Origin of the sequence: Priestia koreensis (genome assembly GCF_022646885.1) — a bacterium.
GTDB classification, from domain to species: Bacteria; Bacillota; Bacilli; order Bacillales; family Bacillaceae_H; genus Bacillus_AG; species Bacillus_AG koreensis_A.
Map to the genome: position 1 here is coordinate 1,621,005 of NZ_CP061868.1, position 18,891 is coordinate 1,639,895.

Genomic DNA, 18,891 nt, shown 5'->3' on the forward strand with positions numbered 1-18,891 from the left:
ATTATTAAAAAGCATAGCGTCAAATGAGTAGAGGGGAAGGCGATAATGATGTCCAACCACAAGTCGCGAGATAAAAAGAGCATTTTATTTCGAAGTTATCTTATTCTTATGTTACTGGTATACGGTACTTATGCATGGATAGAAGTTTCAAAGGGCGAATGGTACGATACAGCATGGACCTCTTCTATATCTGCCGAAAAATCATTTGATCACTTGAACCGCTTAACAACATGGACAACAAAGGTAGATGGCTTTTTTATTCTACTATTTTTAGTCACGATGGTCGTCAGCGTGTACAGATTTAATAGAGCCATCATGGCGCGTTTTATGAAAACAAATCTTTTTCTTTTTTTCGGTACTACTTTTACGGGAGTAGTGCTTTTTCTGACCACGCCACTGCCAATCGGAAACTTGCTGCAGCCACTCTTTTTACCTGTTGTGATGACGGGTGGATTATTTGCTTATGTCAAGTGGAAAGAGATGAGGGGTGCTCGGTAAGGAAGAACACAAGATCATGACAAAAAACGCTATGCGAAACGTTCGCACAGCGTTTTTTCTTTATAATCGGGGATCAACGGGATCGGACTCCATTGCTAACGTACCAAGAACACACTCGTGAACGCGTTCTGTCGTTTCTTCATCCACAAAACGTCGAATGCCTTCTAAACCAAGAGAAAATTCCATTAGTGCAAGTTTTTGCTTTTTGGATACGCTCCGCTCTTTTAATCGTTTTAGATTCTCAGGTAGCAGGTAGTCCATTCCATAAATGATGTTTAAGTATTTCTGTCCGCGTACTTTAATCGCAGGCTGAATCACCTTTCCTTTGACGGAGGTGAGAAACGTTTCTGGTTTAATGACAATTCCTTCATGTCCGTCACTTGTGATGTCCTCCCACCATTTAATAACTTCCTCTTCGCTGTCTTCATCTGAAATGATCATAAAATCAGTTTGGACAAACAAATCCACCATTTGAGAAAATGCTTGATTCATTTTCATGTGCCACGTGTGGGGTTTATGAAAGAAGGTGCTGTTGCTGTGTGCAAGCACATGAAATGGCGCAATCTGTATACGATTAATATCCTCAACGTCCCAGCAATATTTTTGAAACACATCTTTAAATTGTTCAGCGTGGTCAAGTTTCTGTTCGTACTCGTTCACCCATGACTCAAGTTCAGGTGTAGCTTGGAGGGCGTTTTTAAGTTTTGCTAGCAGCATGCTTCTGTCTAGTAGGGCGTGTTCTGCTACATTTGCATACTGATCATTAATAAGCTCTTTTGCTTTTAAATTCCAAGGCATAATTTCGGCATCTAGAAGGACGTATTCTGTATCATATTTTTCAAAATAACCGTGCTCACGAAGACTTTGGTTTATTTGTAAAAGGACATTTTTCTCCGTGTCCGCTTTGAAAAATCGTCTTCCTGTTCGCGTATAAATGGTTCCTAATGTTTCCCGACCGATATGTTTTTTTGCAGCCTCTGGATCTTTAAAAAGAAGCAGTATTCCGCGACTCCCCATATGCTTTTTCTCAGCGACCATAGTTGTTATACCAAGCTTTCGGTAATACTCAATCGCTTCCTTTGGATGCTCTAGATAATCAGGCAAAGGAGAAGGAGTAGGCGTAGGACTCATCGTAGGTGGGATGTACACCAGTTCTTCAATTGGCACTGTGAAATGAGACACCGTGTCGAGCGCTGGGATAATATGCTCTTTTGGAATGCGAACGTCGTTTGAATCTCGCGTTGAAACAGAATAGCCGTTTAAGAACTTCGCAATGTTCGGTGGATTTAAGCGCTGTGCTGCAAGTTCCTTTAATGGATTTTGCTCGCTGTTTGAGTAATCTTTTTTCGCCTGTACTGCTACAAATTCTTGTTCCGGATAGCGAAGCGCTGTTAGTTCTCCACCGAATACGACGCCTTGGTCGATATTTACCGTATTGTGTACAGTCAGCGGTTTCTTTTTCGGATCGTGTCCCCATACGATAAGAGTTGATGTCGCGTGATGAATGGACCAATCTTTTCGAATAGGTTTTCCGCTTTCATGAAATCCATCCGACTCGCCGTAACGACAGAAATCGGAAATAATTTGCGATTGTTTTCCGATAAATTCATCTTTAATTCCTGCGTGTGTACAGACAAGGGTCGCCACCCCGTTTTTCGTTAAGATGTAATGAGAAGGAGCATTCATCAGCATTTCTTTTAAATTCTGTTTTAAATTTGCTGTTTCCTCGTCACCAAGTTCTTGTTGAAACTGCTGAAGTTCCTTTTCAACCCGTTCATCTCCATGACTTAACATAACGTTGCGACCGTCAAGCCAGCGAGCAATCTTCCAACCGTGGTTGCTATCAATCATGTAGCCAAGCCCTTTTTTAATGTGACGACTGAAAAACGTCATCGTTTGAAGTGATTTTGGTCCACGGCTCATAATATCACCGAGTGATAAAAACTTGCGGCCTTCTGGATGAATAAAGTAGGATTCCTCATTTTTTTGATACCCAAGCTTTTCTAAAAGTTCAATCATTTCATCATAGCACCCGTGGATGTCTCCGATAATATCAATACCGCTTGACGCATCAATTTCCAGAGGATTACGTTTCTCTCGAACAAATGTGAAGTTCTTGTCGTCTGAAAGAAAATACACAGAGCGATAGCCTTCTTTTTTCATAAAACGTTTTTCACGCTTGAATACTTGATACTGTTGCTTGATGCGACGTTTGCCTCTTGGGTTGTCCCGATTTTGATCACGCGCTAATAACGTATCTTGATCAACGCCTAATACGATAGCGACGACAGGAACATGGTGGCGTCTTCCCATCTCAATATATTTTTTTCGGTCATCGGGATGAAGGTGTGTAGCATCAACAAATGTAACTTTGTTAAGCTTACATCTTGCTTCAATTAGTGAGTCCATCAGCGTAAATGCTGCTTTTGAAATTTGCTGATATTGATTGTAAAGTACATCTGCCTCGTCTTTTGGTCTGTTTGTCCAATCCATGAATTCAATATCGCTTGTCAGAACCCGAAACGTATCAGAGCTTACCACTTCTGATGAAAGAATTTGCTGTTTCTGAATGAGTTCTTGTATAAGCGTGGACTTTCCACTATTAGAAGGACCAACGAATAATATAATTCCTGAATAGGGGATATAGAGATTCATCGTTATTGCTCCTTTCTGGTGAATATACACATTTGTGTTGGGGTTCCGTATTCTTCGTGTTTGGTGCCGATGCCATTAAATGAAAGCTGGTAGTTATTCTGATGATTTTGGGTATCACACCATTGTGTAAATTCATCGCGTGACCACTCAAACCGGTGATCATCATGGCGGTAATCTTTGCCGAGATTGTATACGGAATTGTAGTCTGCATTTGGCGTCGTAACGATGAGCGTACGTGGTTGATAGTGATGGAGAATTGTATCCATCACTTTTGGTAGGCGATGCTCATCAATATGCTCAATAACTTCGCATAAAATCATCACATCTTTTTTCATGAATCGCTCATCGTAGTAAAAAAGGGAACCTGTGATGGAAGTAGGGAGTAGAAACCCTTCTTCAGCAGAAGCTTTTTCAAATCGATGTCGTGCTTGAAGAATAGACCGCTGTGAAGGCTCTACTGCGAGAATTTCCTTCACCCCCTCTACAAATCCAAGCTGAACCGACAATTTTCCTTCACCAGATCCAAAGTCGACGATATGCTGGTGAGCTTCTAACGATTGAATAACCTGAATAATTTTCTCATAGCGCTGTTCATTTAAACGAATAGAGGTGCTTACAGGCGGTAACTCCTCTGATGAAGATGTTGTGTTCTCTACTAAACGAATCATTTCTTTGAACCGAAGCCCACGTTCTAAGATGAAATTTCGTTCTGGATGCTCGTCTAACCATCCTTCTCCATACCGTGTGATTTTTTCCACTTCTTTTTCATCAATAAAATAGTGCTTATAGTTATCCAATACGGGAATTAAGACAAACAGCTGACGAAGGCCACTTTGCAACGTGACAAATCCCTCTAAGGTAATAGACCGTGCAGCGCTTTGTTTTGACATTGAAAAGTGATAATCATTTGAACCGTATGTAACAGATACGGAATAGCCCAGCGGTTCAAATAGGTTTCGAATTTGCTCGTCTGACAGATCAGAAGCTAAAGGACCAAATTCAAACTGAAAGGCAAATTGATGATCCACCCATTTCTGATATTCTTCCTTCGATTTTCCGTTTAGTGCCGTTCCAAGAGAAGTTCGTAAAAGAGTGCAAAAAATACTACTAACAGCAAATTCGCGGTCATTAATATAAGAAGTAATGTCGTATATTTCAGAACGATTTCTCGATAATTCAATTGAATCAGGCGTGACAAAAAACGTCACGTCCAATTTTTCTTGCGTACATTCCGTATAAAACATTCGGACGAGGTGTCCGTTATGCATGCGTTCGTACAGGTTGTTTGGATTTTTAGCCAATAGATATGAAATGGCATCTGCGTTTTCCCCATGTGCTTTAATAGTAAGTTGCATAAAGACCCTTCTTTCATAAGTGAGTATAAAAATGGATGTATGTCCAAATTTTCAAAATTCATGATACGTTAATAGATTACCATATATTGTAGAGATTACTTGTTTTAAAAGGGATTTTACGTAAAGAAGCATGAGCGTTCATCCAAATGTAGATTCAATCATCTGTCCAAATTGCTTTTGGATTTGTTAACGTAATATACTGCCACGCCGTTCCTGCTACAGAGGGCCATACGTGAAATTTGTAGGGGGAAGGTGAGAATCCTTTATGTGTATAGACAAGTCCTCCGTTTGGGTCCGCATCCTGCATGTATAGCATAGAATTAATGAATGAATGTGCTTCTTTTCCTTGGCGCTTGAAGAGGTTAATGACTCCCCACGTTCCTTCTGTCCAAATGACCTCCGGCGCATTTGCGTATCCCTTACCGAATGGCTTGTAGCCCTCTAACGTTTTCTTTGTAGAAAAAGTTTGGTTGAAAGAGTTTAAGTCATCACTTTTTTTCATATGCTGACCGGTCATTTTAAACGTATTTAAATGAGCGGCTGCTTTTTTAGCCATATCTTGCTCCCCGGTAGCTTCTAAAAAAATAGCTCCCCACGCGTTAGCGTCTAGCGTGTCGGCATCGTCCTGTATACCCTGATCAAAACGTTCCTCTTGTTCATTCCAATGATGAACGAGCAACGAATGTTTTATTTTCTTAGCCGCTTCTACATATGTTTGATCGTTTGTTTGTAATCCTAAATTCCGTAGAAAAAAGTATGCATCAATGTTGTGCTCAGTTGAAAACCAGTTCACATCGGGTCCACCCTTAATGCTTCCGGTAGTAGAATCTTGTTGTGTAAGTAAATAGTTACCTGCTTGTATTGCAAAAGAACGATAGGAGGAATCGTGAAAGATTTTTTCATAAGTAAGTGCGGCATCTCCTGCCCATGCAATGGCGCCACTTCGCTTGGTTGTATCGACAGGACCTGTAAAAATATCATAGGAAAAAGCGAGCGAACCATCTTCGTTTTGTAAATGAGATAGCGAATCTAATAGGGAAGAAGCGCGCTTTTGATCGCTTGCAAGTGAAAAAGAAATGACGGCCAAAGCATTGTCATACAGCCAGCTTCTTTGGTTGATGCCCGTTTTAATATCAGGGTCATTAAGTGGCACATTGTACGATCGAATTAACGAATATTTTGGTTCTTCAGTGGTAGCCACTACTTTCTGATCTTTTTTCTGTACGACTTGAGCCATTTTGGCTCCTTTTCGAATCGAGATGTTCTCCTCAGGTGTACTCCGTATCATAAAAGTGCCATCCGAGTGAAGGGGAACCGTTGCTTGTAAATAGGGTTGATCAGAAACGGAATAAATTTCCACAACGTAATTCATGATGGTTCCTTTGTTTGGGTGCTGGCTCGCTGTAGCAACAAGGCGATCTTCTTCATCTTTTAACACAATAATGGCCTCTCCTTGAATAGACAATGTTCCTGCTGACCATGTTCCGTCCTTTTTTAGCTGCACGTTAGCTCGTTCGTAGAGTATATCTGTTTTATCATAAATGACGAGATGATACGTATGGATTTTTGAGAGATTTCCCCATGTGCCTTTAATTTCCCCATGAAAGCCAGAAGAATAATTACGTGAAAGTTGTATAAAAGGGTGTGGCTCGACCTGCACGTTCGGTAAGAAACGAATGTCAACTTGCCCTTTTATACTTGAAATTTCGTCCGTTGAGTAGGCTTGGTCAAATTTTATTTGTTGATTAGAGAGAGGGTCGTATTGTGATTTCAGCCAATTTAACGCATCCTGTTGATGAATTTGTCTTGAAGGAGAAGACGCAGTTGGTTTTACGGTAACCATCTTACTATACAAAAAGAAACCTATAGAGCCTACCAAAAGTAATGGAATCATCCATGCTAACAATCGTTTCATTTTCATCACCTTTTAATAAAAATCAAATATTTTCCAATTAATAGTATGATAGACGCTTATGAAAGTAAATAGAGAGCGCGCATCTTTTGTAAAAGAGGAGAGAACGGAATACAAGGAGAACTAATAGGAAGACTAGGAGGTTACAATATTGCTTACATTCACGCAAAATTAGAAGATTTGTACTATGCTCAAGAAGAAGGAATTGATTACACTCTAAAAAAATATGGACTAGATGCCATTGTGTTTCCTGCTTATCTAAACTCGACAATTAGTGCAAAGGCAGGTTATCCGTCGATCGCCGTTCCTGCTGGTTATCAGGCGTCTGGACGGCCATTTGGTATTACGTTTGCTGGTGGAGCATTTTCAGAAAAGAAGTTGATTCAGCTTGCGTATGCTTTTGAGCAAAAAACGAAGCACCGAAAAAGCCCACGTTTTTAGCGTAGGCTGCCAGCGATGCACATGAGACCTTAACTACTTATGATATATGTGTTGACACTCCCATATTTTGCTTGATAACCTTTTCATATAGTGAACAAAACAAAGGGGATGAGAACAATGAAAGTAAGGACGATTGAGCAGGCGAAAGAGTTGGATCAACATGATTCGCTACGTCGTTTTCGAGAAGAGTTTTACATAAAGAAGAATTCCATTTATATGGATGGAAATTCACTTGGATTATTATCAAAGCGTGCTGAAAAAACGCTTTTAGCCTCTTTAAATGACTGGAAAGAACATGGAATTGATGGGTGGATGCAGGGGAGTTATCCGTGGTTCTCGTTATCAGAAACGCTAGGTGAGAAAATGGCTCCCTTAGTCGGGGCATTACCTGACGAAGTGATCGTTACAGGATCTACAACGGTCAACCTTCATCAAATTCTAGCTACCTTTTATCAGCCAAGCGGTGATCGAACAAAGATCTTAGCCGATGAGCTGACGTTTCCGTCTGATATTTATGCCATTCAAAGTCATCTTCAAACGCACGGCTATGAGCCAACAGAACACCTCGTACAGGTAAAAAGCCGAGACGGTCGTTTTTTAGAAGAGGACGATATTATTGAAGCGATGACAAGTGAAATCGCACTGATTATTTTGCCAACTGTTTTATACCGAAGTGGTCAAGTGTTAGATATAAAACGGTTAACAGAAGAGGCGCATAAAAGAGGCATCCTGATTGGTTTTGACGGCTGCCATTCTGTCGGTGCCGTTCCGCATTCTTTTAGTGAATGGGATGTAGATTTTGCTTATTGGTGCAATTATAAACATTTAAATGGAGGTCCTGGTGCAGTGGGGTCTCTGTATGTGAACAAACGTCATTTCGGAACGTCGCCTGGTCTTGCGGGGTGGTTTGGATCACGAAAAGACAAGCAGTTTGATATGGAGCATACGCTGACACCAGCTGAGCATGCAGGCGCTTATCAAATCGGGACACCGCACGTATTAAGCGTAGCGCCGCTAATTGGATCGCTTGAGATCTTTGCAGAAGCAGGAATTGAAAATATCCGTCAAAAATCACTTCATATGACGCAATATTTAATGAGCCTGCTTGAACAAGAGCTTTCAGGATTTGAGTTTTATATTGGAAGTCCCCGTGAAGAATCTCGCTTAGGTGGTCATGTGAGTTTGGAGCATAAAGAGGCGGCTCGCATTTGTAAGGCTCTAAAGGAGAATGGCATTATACCGGATTTTCGTGCACCAAATATTATTCGACTAGCACCTATTGCCCTATACACCACCTATGAGGAAGTGTGGAGCGTCGTCCAAGTGTTAAAGAGAATTATGACAGAAAAGCAGTATGAAAAATTTAAAAATGAGCGGGAAGTTGTGGCTTAATAAAATTAAAGGGGAAATAAGCTGATGACAAACGGGGAACAGAAAAGGTCCATGGAAGTACAAAATCGGATTCAATCGGATTTTCAGCAGAACATGTCGTACGGAGATTATCTACATCTGGATGAAATTTTAAGCAGTCAACACCGTCTCTCAGATCATCACGATGAAATGCTGTTTATTATCATTCATCAATCTTCTGAACTGTGGATGAAGCTTATTTTACACGAGCTAAGTGCCGCGACTGCTTGTATCAAACAAAACAATCTTGAACCTTCTTTTAAAATGCTATCGCGCGTTTCACGTATTCAACAGCAGCTGATTCAATCATGGAGCATTTTATCGACGTTAACGCCAGCGGAATATATGGAGTTTCGTGATAAACTCGGCCAGTCATCAGGATTTCAGTCCTATCAAAACCGCTTAATTGAATTTGCGTTAGGAAATAAAAATGAGCACATGCTTGCCGTGTATAAGCATGATCAGCCGCTGTACGAAAAAATGCAGGGAGCCCTTCGTGAGCCTAGTCTATACGATGCAGCTATTCATGCGCTTGTGAAGCGAGGATTAAAAGTAGATGATGCCGCGCTAAGCCGTGATTATTCCAAAATGTATGAACCAAATGAAAGTGTCGAAGAAGCGTGGCTGACGGTTTATCGAGATGTTGGAAAATATTGGGATTTGTATGAGCTGGCTGAAAAATTAGTGGATGTTGGTCATCAGCAGCAAATATGGCGCTTTAATCATATGAGTACGGTTGAGCGTATTATCGGTCACAAGCAGGGAACGGGAGGATCATCAGGCGTCACGTACTTGAAACGCGCGCTTGATCAACACTTTTTCCCTGAACTATGGAATTTACGGACGAAAATTTAAGCACACAAGTGGGAGTACGAACAGTACTCTCTCTTAGTGTAGTTGCCGTTTTTCTTCGTTTCGAAGCGACATCCTTACCGACCACATAACTCCACCTACGATGCCTGTCACTGGTGCTATGTACGTAAGCAACCCAAACGCAAGAGCCATCCCAAATCCTCTAGCCACGCCACTTGATGGATCGCTGTCATTTTGTTGGGAAATGAAGAAGATAAACAAAAGAACCAACGGAATGACAACAGTCAGAACGCTTGTTACGAGAAAGCCTGCAATGAGGTGAAGCAGTTTTTTCATTCAACCTAACCTCCTTGTACTAGTAGCTATTCTCCGTTTTGAAGTTCCTCCTACATTTACTCATTTAATAGTTCACACTGATGGAAAGGAGCGTGATCCAACACCATGAAATTAGACATCGACATAAGACGTAGAGATATACCAAAACATATGTTGCAGCGCTTAACACTGGATTATCACATGAGTTTTAAATCAGTTGCTTTCGGATATAAAGTGTTAATGATTGCCTTTTTTACGCTCATTCCTCTGTTTGCTACACAGAATAAAACACTGTTTTATCTCGACTCTGTGCTTGTTGGGGTTTTATTTGTATGGACAGTGAAAATATCTTTAACGAGTGAAAATAAGTTTGTTAGAGAACCGACTCTCTTTTTAGGAGTCGCGGGTCTGCTAAGGTCTATTGCTCATTTTTATCACATCCATGCAAGTCGCCTATTATGCGGGTATAAATGCTACAAGTTACTACGTCTTCCTAACACTCGTATTTCTTTCTACGCTATTACATTAAAAAACACAATAGGTGGAAAGAAACAGCTCCCCAACAAAAACAATCTCACCTAGCGCTTGTGAAGTTTCTATATGCAGGTGGTTCGATTGGTTATTTACTTGGTCAGTTTTTGCTAGGGCATCCAGATACAATTATGCCTCTTTTTATGACATTAATTTATCAAGGGTTTAGCTTGTTTTTTATATTTATGGGAGCTAATAACCTCCATAAATATCGGTTTATGACAAAAAACATTGAACTCGTAAAAAGGCTGAATGGGAGTAGAAGAGTGCAACCTAAAAATAACCGTACAAAAAATGTTTAAGGCATTTTGCTCAAACGATTTACTCGTTTTTTTGAAAGAAGGGGACAGCAACTGTCTTTAAAAATGCGGAAGAATATAAAAAGCACCTATCAGCTACGATAGATGCTTTTCGTTCATCCTTTTAATAATATAGATGCATAATAAGCGTCTATAATCGCTTCATCAGAGTGAGGAATCGCCTCACCTTTTACAAGCTGAGCGCCGTTTATACAGCCGCTTGTTAAGAGAATAATGTCATTTTCTTCACCAAGAGATAGTGAGGTTAATACACCTTCTCTACGAGTAGGAGCGCGATGGATGTTCGGGTGATGTGGATCTGAGAATCCTGATATCACGTTGTCAACGATAATATTCGGATCATGAAATCCTGGGTGATCCACCGTTACCACAATTTCATCGGCCTGTCCTTCAGCTACTCGAGCCATTTTCGGCATTTTATTAAAATCACGTATCCCAATTCCCGCGATCATTAGAATGAGTCGGTTATGAGGTAGCTTTTTCACCTCGTGTAGGAGGCGTGTTAGTGCCACGGGCGTATGCGCGTAGTCTAAAATCACTCGTTGATTATTTGGCCCTTGAATAACTTGAAAGCGACCTTCGGGACTTTCAAGATTTGGGAGCACGTCCAAAATGTCTTCAATATGATACCCAAGGAGAAGCGCCGTTCCGATCGCAGACAGGACGTTTGCGATGTTGTAATCTCCGTACACAGGAGCAAATACCTCATAGCGATTTCCTTTGAAATGTAAGTCAAATGCTGTACCAGCGCTTGTCGTTGTTAAATATCGAGCTTGAAGCATAGCAGGAACGCCTTCTGAAATGCTGTATGTGACCATACGCCCTGTGAACGTCTTCAATAAATCATCGCCCATTCCTTCATCCTCAACGTTCACAACCGCGCTCTTAGCCTGTTGAAACAACCTCATTTTCGACTGCTTGTAGTGCTCCATTGTTTTATGGTATTCCAAGTGTTCTTCAGAAAAATTCGTATGAATGGCAACATCAAACGTCATGCCTTCTACGCGCTGTTGATCAAGGGCGATGGACGACACTTCCATAACGGCAGCCTGATCATGTAGAGAGAGAAGATCATGAAAAATGTAATGCAAATCTGTCGACTCAGGAGTAGTCGGTGTGCTTTTGGCGTATACAAGCTTTTGCTTAGACGACCAAATGCCGGTTGTTCCGATTGATCCTGTTGGCAGATGAAGAAGTGTTAGGAGAGACCTGACGTATGCAGCAACGGTGGTTTTGCCGTTCGTCCCCGTAACACCAATCGTTTTTAGCTTATCATCTGAATTTCCATAGAAAGATTTTGAAAAATGTGCCATGAAAAAGCGTACGTCGTCTACGACTAGGAACGTACAATGTGGAAATCGTTTACTGAGCTGTTTTAGTTGATAAGAGCTTGTTCCCACAACGGTAACGGCTCCCTTCTTCACAGCATCTGATATATATTCATGGCCATCATGGTTTTCACCTTTAATGCTAAAGAATATACCGTCTTTTTGGACGAGACGAGAGTCATATGCTAAATGTGTAATGTATTGTGTTGTCGGTCCAAAAATATCGTTAAATGGTAAATCTAGTTGTTTAAAATGAATATTCATACGCACCCTCACGTTTTAAATTTTTAAAAAAGGTAACACGTTTATCGAATAAAGGTAAATAGTAATGACCGCCTCAATGTGCTGGTAAATATAAGAAACGTCCAGTCTTCTTTTTATATTTACTATCTCAACTTTTTTGTCCTCATATTCATATACTCTTTTTTTATTGAGATGAAACCTTTTTTTCACTTAAACATCTTCCACCTCTTCAAAAATTTAGTTTTTGGATAAAAATGGATATGTAAAGTGTATAAATAATTAAATAATTCCGGAAAATAATTGTTCGAAAAGTCTTAATTATTTTCCTTATTATGGTTATTATCTAGATTATTGGAACCTTTTGCTAAAAAAATAAAGGTTATCTTTTTACTCAGAAAAACATCTTTTCTATACTTAAAAGCGGAATGAACGTTCATTCCGCTTTTTTTGAAAAGAGGTGAAGAGATGGGAGCGACACCCACAAAGCAGAGCGCTATATTTTCAGCTTCACTCGTTTTGTTTGCAGAAAGAGGGTTTGATGCAACAACGATTCCAATGATTGCAGAAGGTGCAAATGTTGGTGCTGGAACCATTTATCGCTATTTTAAAAACAAAGAGAGCTTAGTCAATGAGCTATTTCAAAAGTATGTAAAGGAATTCCTTGTTTGTATAGAAAAAGGCCTTTTGGTTCATCGCAAGGATTTTAGGGAAGGGTTTCATCATATATTTAGGGGAATGATTCAATTTACCGTTGAAAATCCTCGTGCACTGCGCTTCATTAAAACGCATAGCCAAGGTGCATTTCTAGATGAAAAAAGCTTGAAAGAATATGAAAAACTAGTCGATCTAGTGTGTGATTTTTTTCGTGAGGGTCAACAGGAGGGGTCTATTCGTACCCTACACGTGAACGCTCTCATTGCCATTTTATTTGGAAGCTTCATGGAAGTACATTCTCTCGTTGAAAGTCAGCATATTATCTTAAGCAAAGAGTTGCTCGATGAGCTTGAGGAAAGTCTTTGGGCAGCTATTAAACAATGTTAATAAGAAAAGAGAGTGATTGAAATGTCATTAAAACAAATTCCACAGCCAGAAACATTTGGCGAACTAAAAAACTTACCACTGCTTAATACTGAAAAACCAATTCAGTCACTAATGAAAATTGCACAAGAAATGGGCGAAATCTTCTTATTTGAAGGTCCAGGACGTACGACACGCTATGTGTCTAGTCATCGTTTAGTGAAAGAAGTATCAGATGAATCACGTTTTGATAAAAACTTAAGTCAAGCGCTTAAAAACGTACGTGATTTTACAGGTGACGGATTATTTACGAGCTGGACACATGAAAAGAATTGGAAAAAAGCACACAACATCCTTCTGCCAAGCTTTAGCCAGCAGGCGATGAAAGGCTATCACAACATGATGGTGGATATTGCCGTGCAGCTTGTTCAGAAGTGGGAGCGCCTAAATGCTGACGAGCACATTGAAGTTCCAGAAGATATGACGCGCCTAACGCTTGATACGATTGGACTTTGTGGATTTAATTATCGCTTTAATAGCTTTTATCGTGATCAACCGCATCCGTTCATTACAAGCATGGTTCGCGCATTAGATGAGTCCATGACGCGCCTTAATCGCGTTAACCCTGACGATCCGATGTACGATGAGCGTAAAGAGCAGTTCCAGGAAGATATTAAATACATGAACGATCTAGTGGATAAAATTATCGCAGATCGCAAAGAAAGCGGCGAAGAAGCGGACGATTTACTAACACATATGCTAAACGGAAAAGATCCGGAAACAGGAGAACCACTAGATGATGAAAACATTCGTTATCAAATTATTACGTTCTTAATTGCTGGTCACGAAACAACAAGCGGATTGCTATCATTTACGTTATACTACCTAGTGAAAAATCCATCGATTCTAAAAAAAGCAGCCGATGAAGCTGCGCGCGTTCTCGTTGATTCTGTTCCAACCTATAAGCAGGTAAAGCAGTTAAAATACATCGGTATGGTTCTTAATGAGGCATTACGCTTATGGCCAACAGCACCTGCATTCTCTCTCTATGCAAAAGAAGATACGGTGATTGGTGGAGAGTATGAGTTGAAAAAAGATGATGAAATCATGGTTCATCTTCCACAGCTTCACCGTGATCAATCGATTTGGGGTGACGATGTAGAAGATTTCCGTCCAGAACGTTTTGAAAATCCAAGTGCCATTCCGCAGCATGCATTCAAACCGTTTGGTAATGGGCAACGTGCATGTATCGGTCAACAATTTGCCCTGCACGAAGCAACACTTGTGCTTGGGATGATCTTAAAACACTTTGATTTTGAAGATCACACGAACTACGAGCTCGATATTAAAGAAACGCTGACGCTGAAGCCAGAAGGATTTGTCGTAAAAGCAAAATCGAAGAAAATTCCGCTTGGGGGCATTCCAACTGCTAAACCAGAAGCACCAAAAGCTAAACGACAAAAAGCTGAAGATGCTCACAACACGCCGCTACTTCTTTTATATGGATCAAATATGGGAACAGCAGAAGGCACGGCGCGTGACCTGGCAGATATTGCGATGAGCAAAGGTTTTGCTCCAACGGTTGCCTCATTAGATGCATATGCAGGGAATCTTCCAACAGAAGGTGCTGTTTTAATCATTTCGGCCTCTTACAACGGTCATCCACCGGATAATGCGAAGAGCTTTGTCGAATGGTTATCTCATGCATCAAGTGCAGAAGGGGTACGCTATGCGGTGTTTGGTTGCGGAGATAAAAACTGGGCGACAACGTATCAGAAAGTACCTGCGTTCATCGATGAAACGCTCGAACAATTAGGAGCACAGCGCCTTACGGATCGTGGCGAGGCAGATGTGAGCGATGATTTTGAAGGTGCGTATGAGGAATGGAAAGAGCATCTTTGGCATGATTTAGCGGATGCATTTGGCTTAGAAATGCCAGAGAAAGAAGAAAATACAACATCTCTAACACTTGAATTTATCGATGGTAGCTTACAAATGCCATTAGCGAAGCAGCACCATGCATTTAATGCCACAGTGGTGTCTAATAAAGAGCTTCAACAGCCTTGTAGTGCGAGAAGTACACGTCATGTAGAAGTACAGCTACCTGAAGGCGTAACGTATCAAGAAGGAGATCACCTTGGTGTTATTCCGAAAAATTACCCAGAGCTTGTAAATCGCGTGCTCACCCGTTTTGCTTTAGATGGATCTAGCCTTATTCGTTTACAGGCAGAGGAAGAAAAGCTTTCACACCTACCGCTTAATCGTACGGTAACGATTGAAGAGCTTCTTCAATTTGTTGAGCTTCAAGAGCCGGTGACGCGTCAACAGCTGCGTGCTATGGCTGCTAAAACCGTTTGTCCACCTCATAAGGTAGAACTTGAAGCACTTTTAGAAAAAGAAGTGTACAAAGAACAAGTGCTTCAAAAACGTTTAACAATGCTTGAGCTATTGGAGAAGTATCCGGCGTGTGAAATGGAGTTTGGTGAGGTAATTGAATTGTTGCCAGCATTACGTCCGCGCTACTACTCAATTTCTTCCTCTCCGAAGAAATCAGAGGGGCAACCAAGCATAACGGTTAGTGTAGTAAAAGGAGACTCTTGGAGTGGAAACGGTACGTACCAAGGAATTGCGACGACCTATTTATCACAGCTTCGAGAAGGGGATTCGATTACGTGCTTTGTATCTACACCACAATCAGGATTCTCCTTACCAAGGGACTCAAAAACGCCCGTTATTATGGTAGGACCAGGTACTGGAGTAGCACCATTTAGAGGATTTGTACAAGCGAGAGAATCCTTGAAAGAAAATGGGATAGCGTTAGGAGAAGCACATCTTTACTTTGGTTGCCGTTCTCTCAATGAAGATTATCTCTATCAGGGGGAATTAGAACATGCGGAGAAAAACGGCATTGTCACACTTCATACCGCTTTTTCACGTATGAGCGATCAGCCTAAAACATATGTACAGCATTTAATGGAGCACGACATTAAACATTTAATCTCCTTGCTAGATGACGGTGCGCACTTCTATATCTGCGGTGACGGAAGCCAAATGGCTCCTGACGTAGAACGTACGTTAATGAGTGGTTATCAAACCGTTCATAATGTGAATGTAGAAGAAGCGAGAAAATGGTTGCAATCTCTAGAAGAGAGTGGCCGATATGCGAAAGACGTTTGGGCAGGATAACAACTATTAATTTTCTACAAAACTAGAAGCCTTCTCCTTTAATAGGAGAGGGCTTCTTTCATAACAGCTTTTCATAGCAAACGCACTCGTGTACACGTTTGAACTGACGCATGACCTCTTCTTTTTGACTCCCTGCGTAATGAGCAAAGGTTTGGATCGGATATAGGTTCTTGTATGTACTTTGTATGGATTGATCCATTTCTGCTTGTTTGTCTATGAACACGTGCAAGTAGGAATCTACTAATGCAAAGTGCTGGTTTTCATACCATTTCCGTACCCACTCATCATCCCTAGTCCACGCTTCTAAGCGATTTAACTCATGGGTTTTAGCCAGTTCTTCTCCCTTGTCCAAAAGGCGTGTGGCAATTCCTTGTCGCTGAAAGTCAGGATGAACCGCAATGTGCCAAATCATTCCCCCTAACCCCGACCCTCTTGAACAAACGCTGCGCTCTATTATTTCGTACTCAATATCTAACAACCCAACAATCTGTCCATCTACTTCTGCGACTAGTTCAATAGAAGGATTCTCATAACGTTCTTTTTTACGAAGCACATGGTCAAAATAAGCGGTATTCAAGAAAGATAGAACTCTGCATCGTAGCCAGCTCTCTTCATCTTTTAACTCGTAAGGTCTAATAATCATCTCGTTTCCCCCCCGTGGTTATTTATTCCAATATATAAAAGAAGAAGGATGCTTGTCCATAGAAATGAAGAGGTTATAAATAAAATCACCTTGTATGAGTTGACTGGTGATAAAAGAATAGTATTAAATGAAGGAACAGCGTGATAAACCGAAACGTTTAAAAATGAGGAAACCGTGGAAAACATATACTATCCTTAAAGGAGGAGATAGAAATGAGAACGATGAAAAAAGGAACCAAGTGGTTGGCTGCGACGGTGTTAGCTGGTTCAGCGCTAGGCGCAGGAGCAGTTGCAGGAGCGCAAACAACTCACAACGCTCCGACAAAAACGGTCTCTTCTACAACTCAATCAGAGGCCATCGAGAAGCTACATGACATTTACAAGTCTTCTGCAAAGGGTGCGTTTCCAAAGGATGCGAAAAGCTTTATTATCGGTACCGCAACAAAGGCGACCGTCCACAAAGCATGGGGTACACCAGAGAAAACGTCTAACGGATACGATCTTTATTCAGCTAATATGGGACACCCTGGCTATGCCATTTCCTATGATGCCAAAGGTTATATTAAAGAGGTCCGATACTTAGGACGTAATGTTGAAGCCGATCAAGACATTAATGGCATTACGACGGGGACTCTTGTAAAAGAGCTCGGAAAACCAGAAAAAATCTTGACGATCCCAAAAACAAAGGAAAAAGATTATGTCTACCAAACCGGAAAATATGAGCTCCGATTTATTGTGGGGACCAATGGAAAAGTTGACCACGTTAATTTAACGTATGGCAACACGGCAGTTTCCGAACAATCCGACGCGGTGAAAAAGTTGCACGCTATTTATGGTTCAACTTATAAAGGAACGTTCCCGAATGACGCTCAGCAGTTTAAAGTAGGCGTAACGTCGAAAGCAGCTGTTCAGAAGGCATGGGGAGATCCTTACAAGGCTGAGAACGGCTATGACGTATACCCAGCGAATATGGGACACCCAGGCTACGCGTTCTCTTATGATACAAAAGGTCACATTAAAGAAATCCGCTATTTAGGACGTAATGTTGAAGCTGAAAAAGATATTAACGGCGTGACGAGCAAGGACCTAATGAAGGAACTCGGCAAACCTAAGCAAGTAATCACGCTAAAAGAAACAAAAGAGACAAAGTACGTTTATACAAATGGTAAATACGAAATTGACTTTATCGTTGGAAAAGATGGAAAGGTCGATCATGTGAATCTAAAGAATGCTAAATAATGAAAGACAACGGAGGGCAACGACGATCATATTCGTTGCTCTTTTTTTCTGTGACATTCACAAGGAATTTTAGAATTTATAGCGAAATTTGAATGGGGGAGGTGGCAATGTGGGACAGGTAGCAATCATCAACGAGGTTTTTCAAAATGATTTAACAGGAGAAGAAGTGCATGGACTAACCGTCATGGTCGATGGACAGGTAAAAGAGATATTTGATCACCTTCTTTCAATCGATCCGACATATACACGCTATGACGAGGTTATGAGGGACGTGCTTTTTGAGGGTCTTAAGCAATTACTTCAGGGAAGAACACAATAAGAGGAGTGATACATAATGACCAATATTTACTGTGTAGGACGAAACTATGCTCTGCATGCCAAGGAGCTTCAAAATGATATTCCAACGGCTCCATTTTTATTTCTAAAACCTACGCACGCGCTCGTTTGTGCAGATGATCAAGAGATTGTCCTCCCAGGGGGCAAAGGAGATCTTCACTATGAGGCAGAGCTTGTTATACATATTGGAAAAGCATACGAAAAAGGAATGACGGTCGATGAGGTAGTCGATCAAATGACAATAGGGATCGATTTTACCCTTCGAGACGTACAGACGGCGTGTAAGAAACAAGGAAAGCCTTGGCTACAGGCAAAAGGCTTTAAACACTCTGCCCTCATAGGTACATTCATTCCGTTTCCAGGGATGGAGGAGTGTAAGAAAACGTTCTTCTCCCTTGAAAAAAACGATCAAACGGTTCAAAGCGGCTGCATAAAAGACATGATTTTTACCCTTCAAGAGATCATTGATTTTACTGGGCTTCATTTTGGAATTGAAAAAGGTGATCTAATTTTTACAGGCACACCAGAAGGCGTAGGGGCCGTGCGGAACGGAGATACGCTACGTCTATTTTGGGGAGATCAGGAGCTTGGAAGTAGTCACGTACGAGTAAAAGGCGAATAAAAAAAGATTCCGACCGTCCATCGGTCGG

The 18,891-nt window shown here is 41.0% G+C and carries 15 protein-coding genes and 1 pseudogene; 10 read left to right on the plus strand and 6 right to left on the minus strand.

Annotated features, from left to right (window positions below; genetic code table 11):
• Positions 1-45 precede the first annotated feature (45 nt).
• A complete protein-coding gene (locus tag IE339_RS08140) occupies positions 46-498 on the plus strand; it encodes a hypothetical protein (RefSeq protein WP_242175329.1) in 453 nt (150 codons plus the stop codon).
• A gap of 60 nt (positions 499-558) precedes the next feature.
• Here the strand turns inward: IE339_RS08140 and IE339_RS08145 are convergent, their stop codons facing one another.
• The 3 genes from IE339_RS08145 to IE339_RS08155 all read right to left on the minus strand — a co-directional run bounded on the left by IE339_RS08145 (position 559) and on the right by IE339_RS08155 (position 6,423).
• Positions 559-3,153, minus strand: coding sequence for a polynucleotide kinase-phosphatase (locus IE339_RS08145; RefSeq protein ID WP_242175330.1), 2,595 nt, complete (start codon positions 3,151-3,153; stop codon positions 559-561).
• 2 nt (positions 3,154-3,155) lie between these two features.
• On the minus strand, positions 3,156-4,508 hold the full coding sequence (locus IE339_RS08150; RefSeq protein ID WP_242175331.1) for a 3' terminal RNA ribose 2'-O-methyltransferase Hen1: 1,353 nt from the start codon (positions 4,506-4,508) through the stop codon (positions 3,156-3,158).
• A gap of 154 nt (positions 4,509-4,662) precedes the next feature.
• Entirely contained in the window at positions 4,663-6,423 is a 1,761-nt protein-coding gene (locus IE339_RS08155) for a hypothetical protein (RefSeq protein ID WP_242175332.1), read from the minus strand.
• Positions 6,424-6,582: 159 nt separating this feature from the next.
• Between IE339_RS08155 and IE339_RS08160 the strand changes: the two are divergent.
• The 3 genes and pseudogenes from IE339_RS08160 to kynA all read left to right on the plus strand — a co-directional run.
• A pseudogene (locus IE339_RS08160) lies at positions 6,583-6,861 on the plus strand (amidase); the annotation flags it as partial.
• 117 nt (positions 6,862-6,978) lie between these two features.
• The gene (gene kynU, locus IE339_RS08165) at positions 6,979-8,253 is read left to right on the plus strand and encodes a kynureninase (protein WP_242175333.1); all 1,275 of its coding nucleotides are present in this window, start codon (positions 6,979-6,981) and stop codon (positions 8,251-8,253) included.
• Positions 8,254-8,277: 24 nt separating this feature from the next.
• Complete coding sequence (gene kynA / locus IE339_RS08170) at positions 8,278-9,126, plus strand: tryptophan 2,3-dioxygenase (protein WP_242175334.1); 849 nt, start codon at positions 8,278-8,280, stop codon at positions 9,124-9,126.
• A 33-nt stretch (positions 9,127-9,159) separates the two neighbouring features.
• Here the strand turns inward: kynA and IE339_RS08175 are convergent, their stop codons facing one another.
• The gene (locus IE339_RS08175; RefSeq protein ID WP_242175335.1) at positions 9,160-9,420 is read right to left on the minus strand and encodes a hypothetical protein; all 261 of its coding nucleotides are present in this window, start codon (positions 9,418-9,420) and stop codon (positions 9,160-9,162) included.
• A gap of 105 nt (positions 9,421-9,525) precedes the next feature.
• On the opposite strand from IE339_RS08175, the gene IE339_RS08180 reads away from it, so the two are divergent.
• Entirely contained in the window at positions 9,526-9,981 is a 456-nt protein-coding gene (locus IE339_RS08180; protein ID WP_242175336.1) for a hypothetical protein, read from the plus strand.
• A gap of 364 nt (positions 9,982-10,345) precedes the next feature.
• On the opposite strand, the gene IE339_RS08185 is transcribed toward IE339_RS08180, so the two are convergent.
• Entirely contained in the window at positions 10,346-11,842 is a 1,497-nt protein-coding gene (locus tag IE339_RS08185) for a UDP-N-acetylmuramoyl-L-alanyl-D-glutamate--2,6-diaminopimelate ligase (RefSeq protein WP_242175337.1), read from the minus strand.
• A 444-nt stretch (positions 11,843-12,286) separates the two neighbouring features.
• Between IE339_RS08185 and IE339_RS08190 the strand changes: the two genes are divergently transcribed.
• Positions 12,287-12,862 (plus strand): TetR/AcrR family transcriptional regulator, encoded by a 576-nt coding sequence (locus IE339_RS08190; protein WP_242175338.1) that lies wholly within the window; start codon positions 12,287-12,289, stop codon positions 12,860-12,862.
• Positions 12,863-12,883: 21 nt separating this feature from the next.
• On the plus strand, positions 12,884-16,024 hold the full coding sequence (locus tag IE339_RS08195; RefSeq protein ID WP_242175339.1) for a bifunctional cytochrome P450/NADPH--P450 reductase: 3,141 nt from the start codon (positions 12,884-12,886) through the stop codon (positions 16,022-16,024).
• A 58-nt stretch (positions 16,025-16,082) separates the two neighbouring features.
• On the opposite strand, the gene IE339_RS08200 is transcribed toward IE339_RS08195, so the two are convergent.
• Entirely contained in the window at positions 16,083-16,667 is a 585-nt protein-coding gene (locus tag IE339_RS08200; protein WP_242175340.1) for a GNAT family N-acetyltransferase, read from the minus strand.
• A 212-nt stretch (positions 16,668-16,879) separates the two neighbouring features.
• Here IE339_RS08200 and IE339_RS08205 point away from each other — a divergent pair, with 212 nt between their 5' ends.
• The 3 genes from IE339_RS08205 to IE339_RS08215 all read left to right on the plus strand — a co-directional run bounded on the left by IE339_RS08205 (position 16,880) and on the right by IE339_RS08215 (position 18,863).
• Complete coding sequence (locus tag IE339_RS08205; RefSeq protein WP_242175341.1) at positions 16,880-17,905, plus strand: YjgB family protein; 1,026 nt, start codon at positions 16,880-16,882, stop codon at positions 17,903-17,905.
• A gap of 109 nt (positions 17,906-18,014) precedes the next feature.
• A complete protein-coding gene (locus IE339_RS08210) occupies positions 18,015-18,224 on the plus strand; it encodes a hypothetical protein (RefSeq protein WP_242175342.1) in 210 nt (69 codons plus the stop codon).
• 15 nt (positions 18,225-18,239) lie between these two features.
• Positions 18,240-18,863, plus strand: a complete 624-nt coding sequence (locus IE339_RS08215) for a fumarylacetoacetate hydrolase family protein (RefSeq protein WP_242175343.1) — start codon at positions 18,240-18,242, stop codon at positions 18,861-18,863.
• Positions 18,864-18,891 lie beyond the last annotated feature (28 nt).

Bases quoted from the DNA above. Each gene is read 5' to 3' on its own strand.
- IE339_RS08140 (WP_242175329.1), top strand. From the start codon at position 46: ATGATGTCCAACCACAAGTCGCGAGATAAAAAGAGCATTTTATTTCGA.
- IE339_RS08145 (WP_242175330.1), bottom strand. From the start codon at position 3,153: ATGAATCTCTATATCCCCTATTCAGGAATTATATTATTCGTTGGTCCT.
- IE339_RS08150 (WP_242175331.1), bottom strand. From the start codon at position 4,508: ATGCAACTTACTATTAAAGCACATGGGGAAAACGCAGATGCCATTTCA.
- IE339_RS08155 (WP_242175332.1), bottom strand. From the start codon at position 6,423: ATGAAACGATTGTTAGCATGGATGATTCCATTACTTTTGGTAGGCTCT.
- kynU (WP_242175333.1), top strand. From the start codon at position 6,979: ATGAAAGTAAGGACGATTGAGCAGGCGAAAGAGTTGGATCAACATGAT.
- kynA (WP_242175334.1), top strand. From the start codon at position 8,278: ATGACAAACGGGGAACAGAAAAGGTCCATGGAAGTACAAAATCGGATT.
- IE339_RS08175 (WP_242175335.1), bottom strand. From the start codon at position 9,420: ATGAAAAAACTGCTTCACCTCATTGCAGGCTTTCTCGTAACAAGCGTT.
- IE339_RS08180 (WP_242175336.1), top strand. From the start codon at position 9,526: ATGAAATTAGACATCGACATAAGACGTAGAGATATACCAAAACATATG.
- IE339_RS08185 (WP_242175337.1), bottom strand. From the start codon at position 11,842: ATGAATATTCATTTTAAACAACTAGATTTACCATTTAACGATATTTTT.
- IE339_RS08190 (WP_242175338.1), top strand. From the start codon at position 12,287: ATGGGAGCGACACCCACAAAGCAGAGCGCTATATTTTCAGCTTCACTC.
- IE339_RS08195 (WP_242175339.1), top strand. From the start codon at position 12,884: ATGTCATTAAAACAAATTCCACAGCCAGAAACATTTGGCGAACTAAAA.
- IE339_RS08200 (WP_242175340.1), bottom strand. From the start codon at position 16,667: ATGATTATTAGACCTTACGAGTTAAAAGATGAAGAGAGCTGGCTACGA.
- IE339_RS08205 (WP_242175341.1), top strand. From the start codon at position 16,880: ATGAGAACGATGAAAAAAGGAACCAAGTGGTTGGCTGCGACGGTGTTA.
- IE339_RS08215 (WP_242175343.1), top strand. From the start codon at position 18,240: ATGACCAATATTTACTGTGTAGGACGAAACTATGCTCTGCATGCCAAG.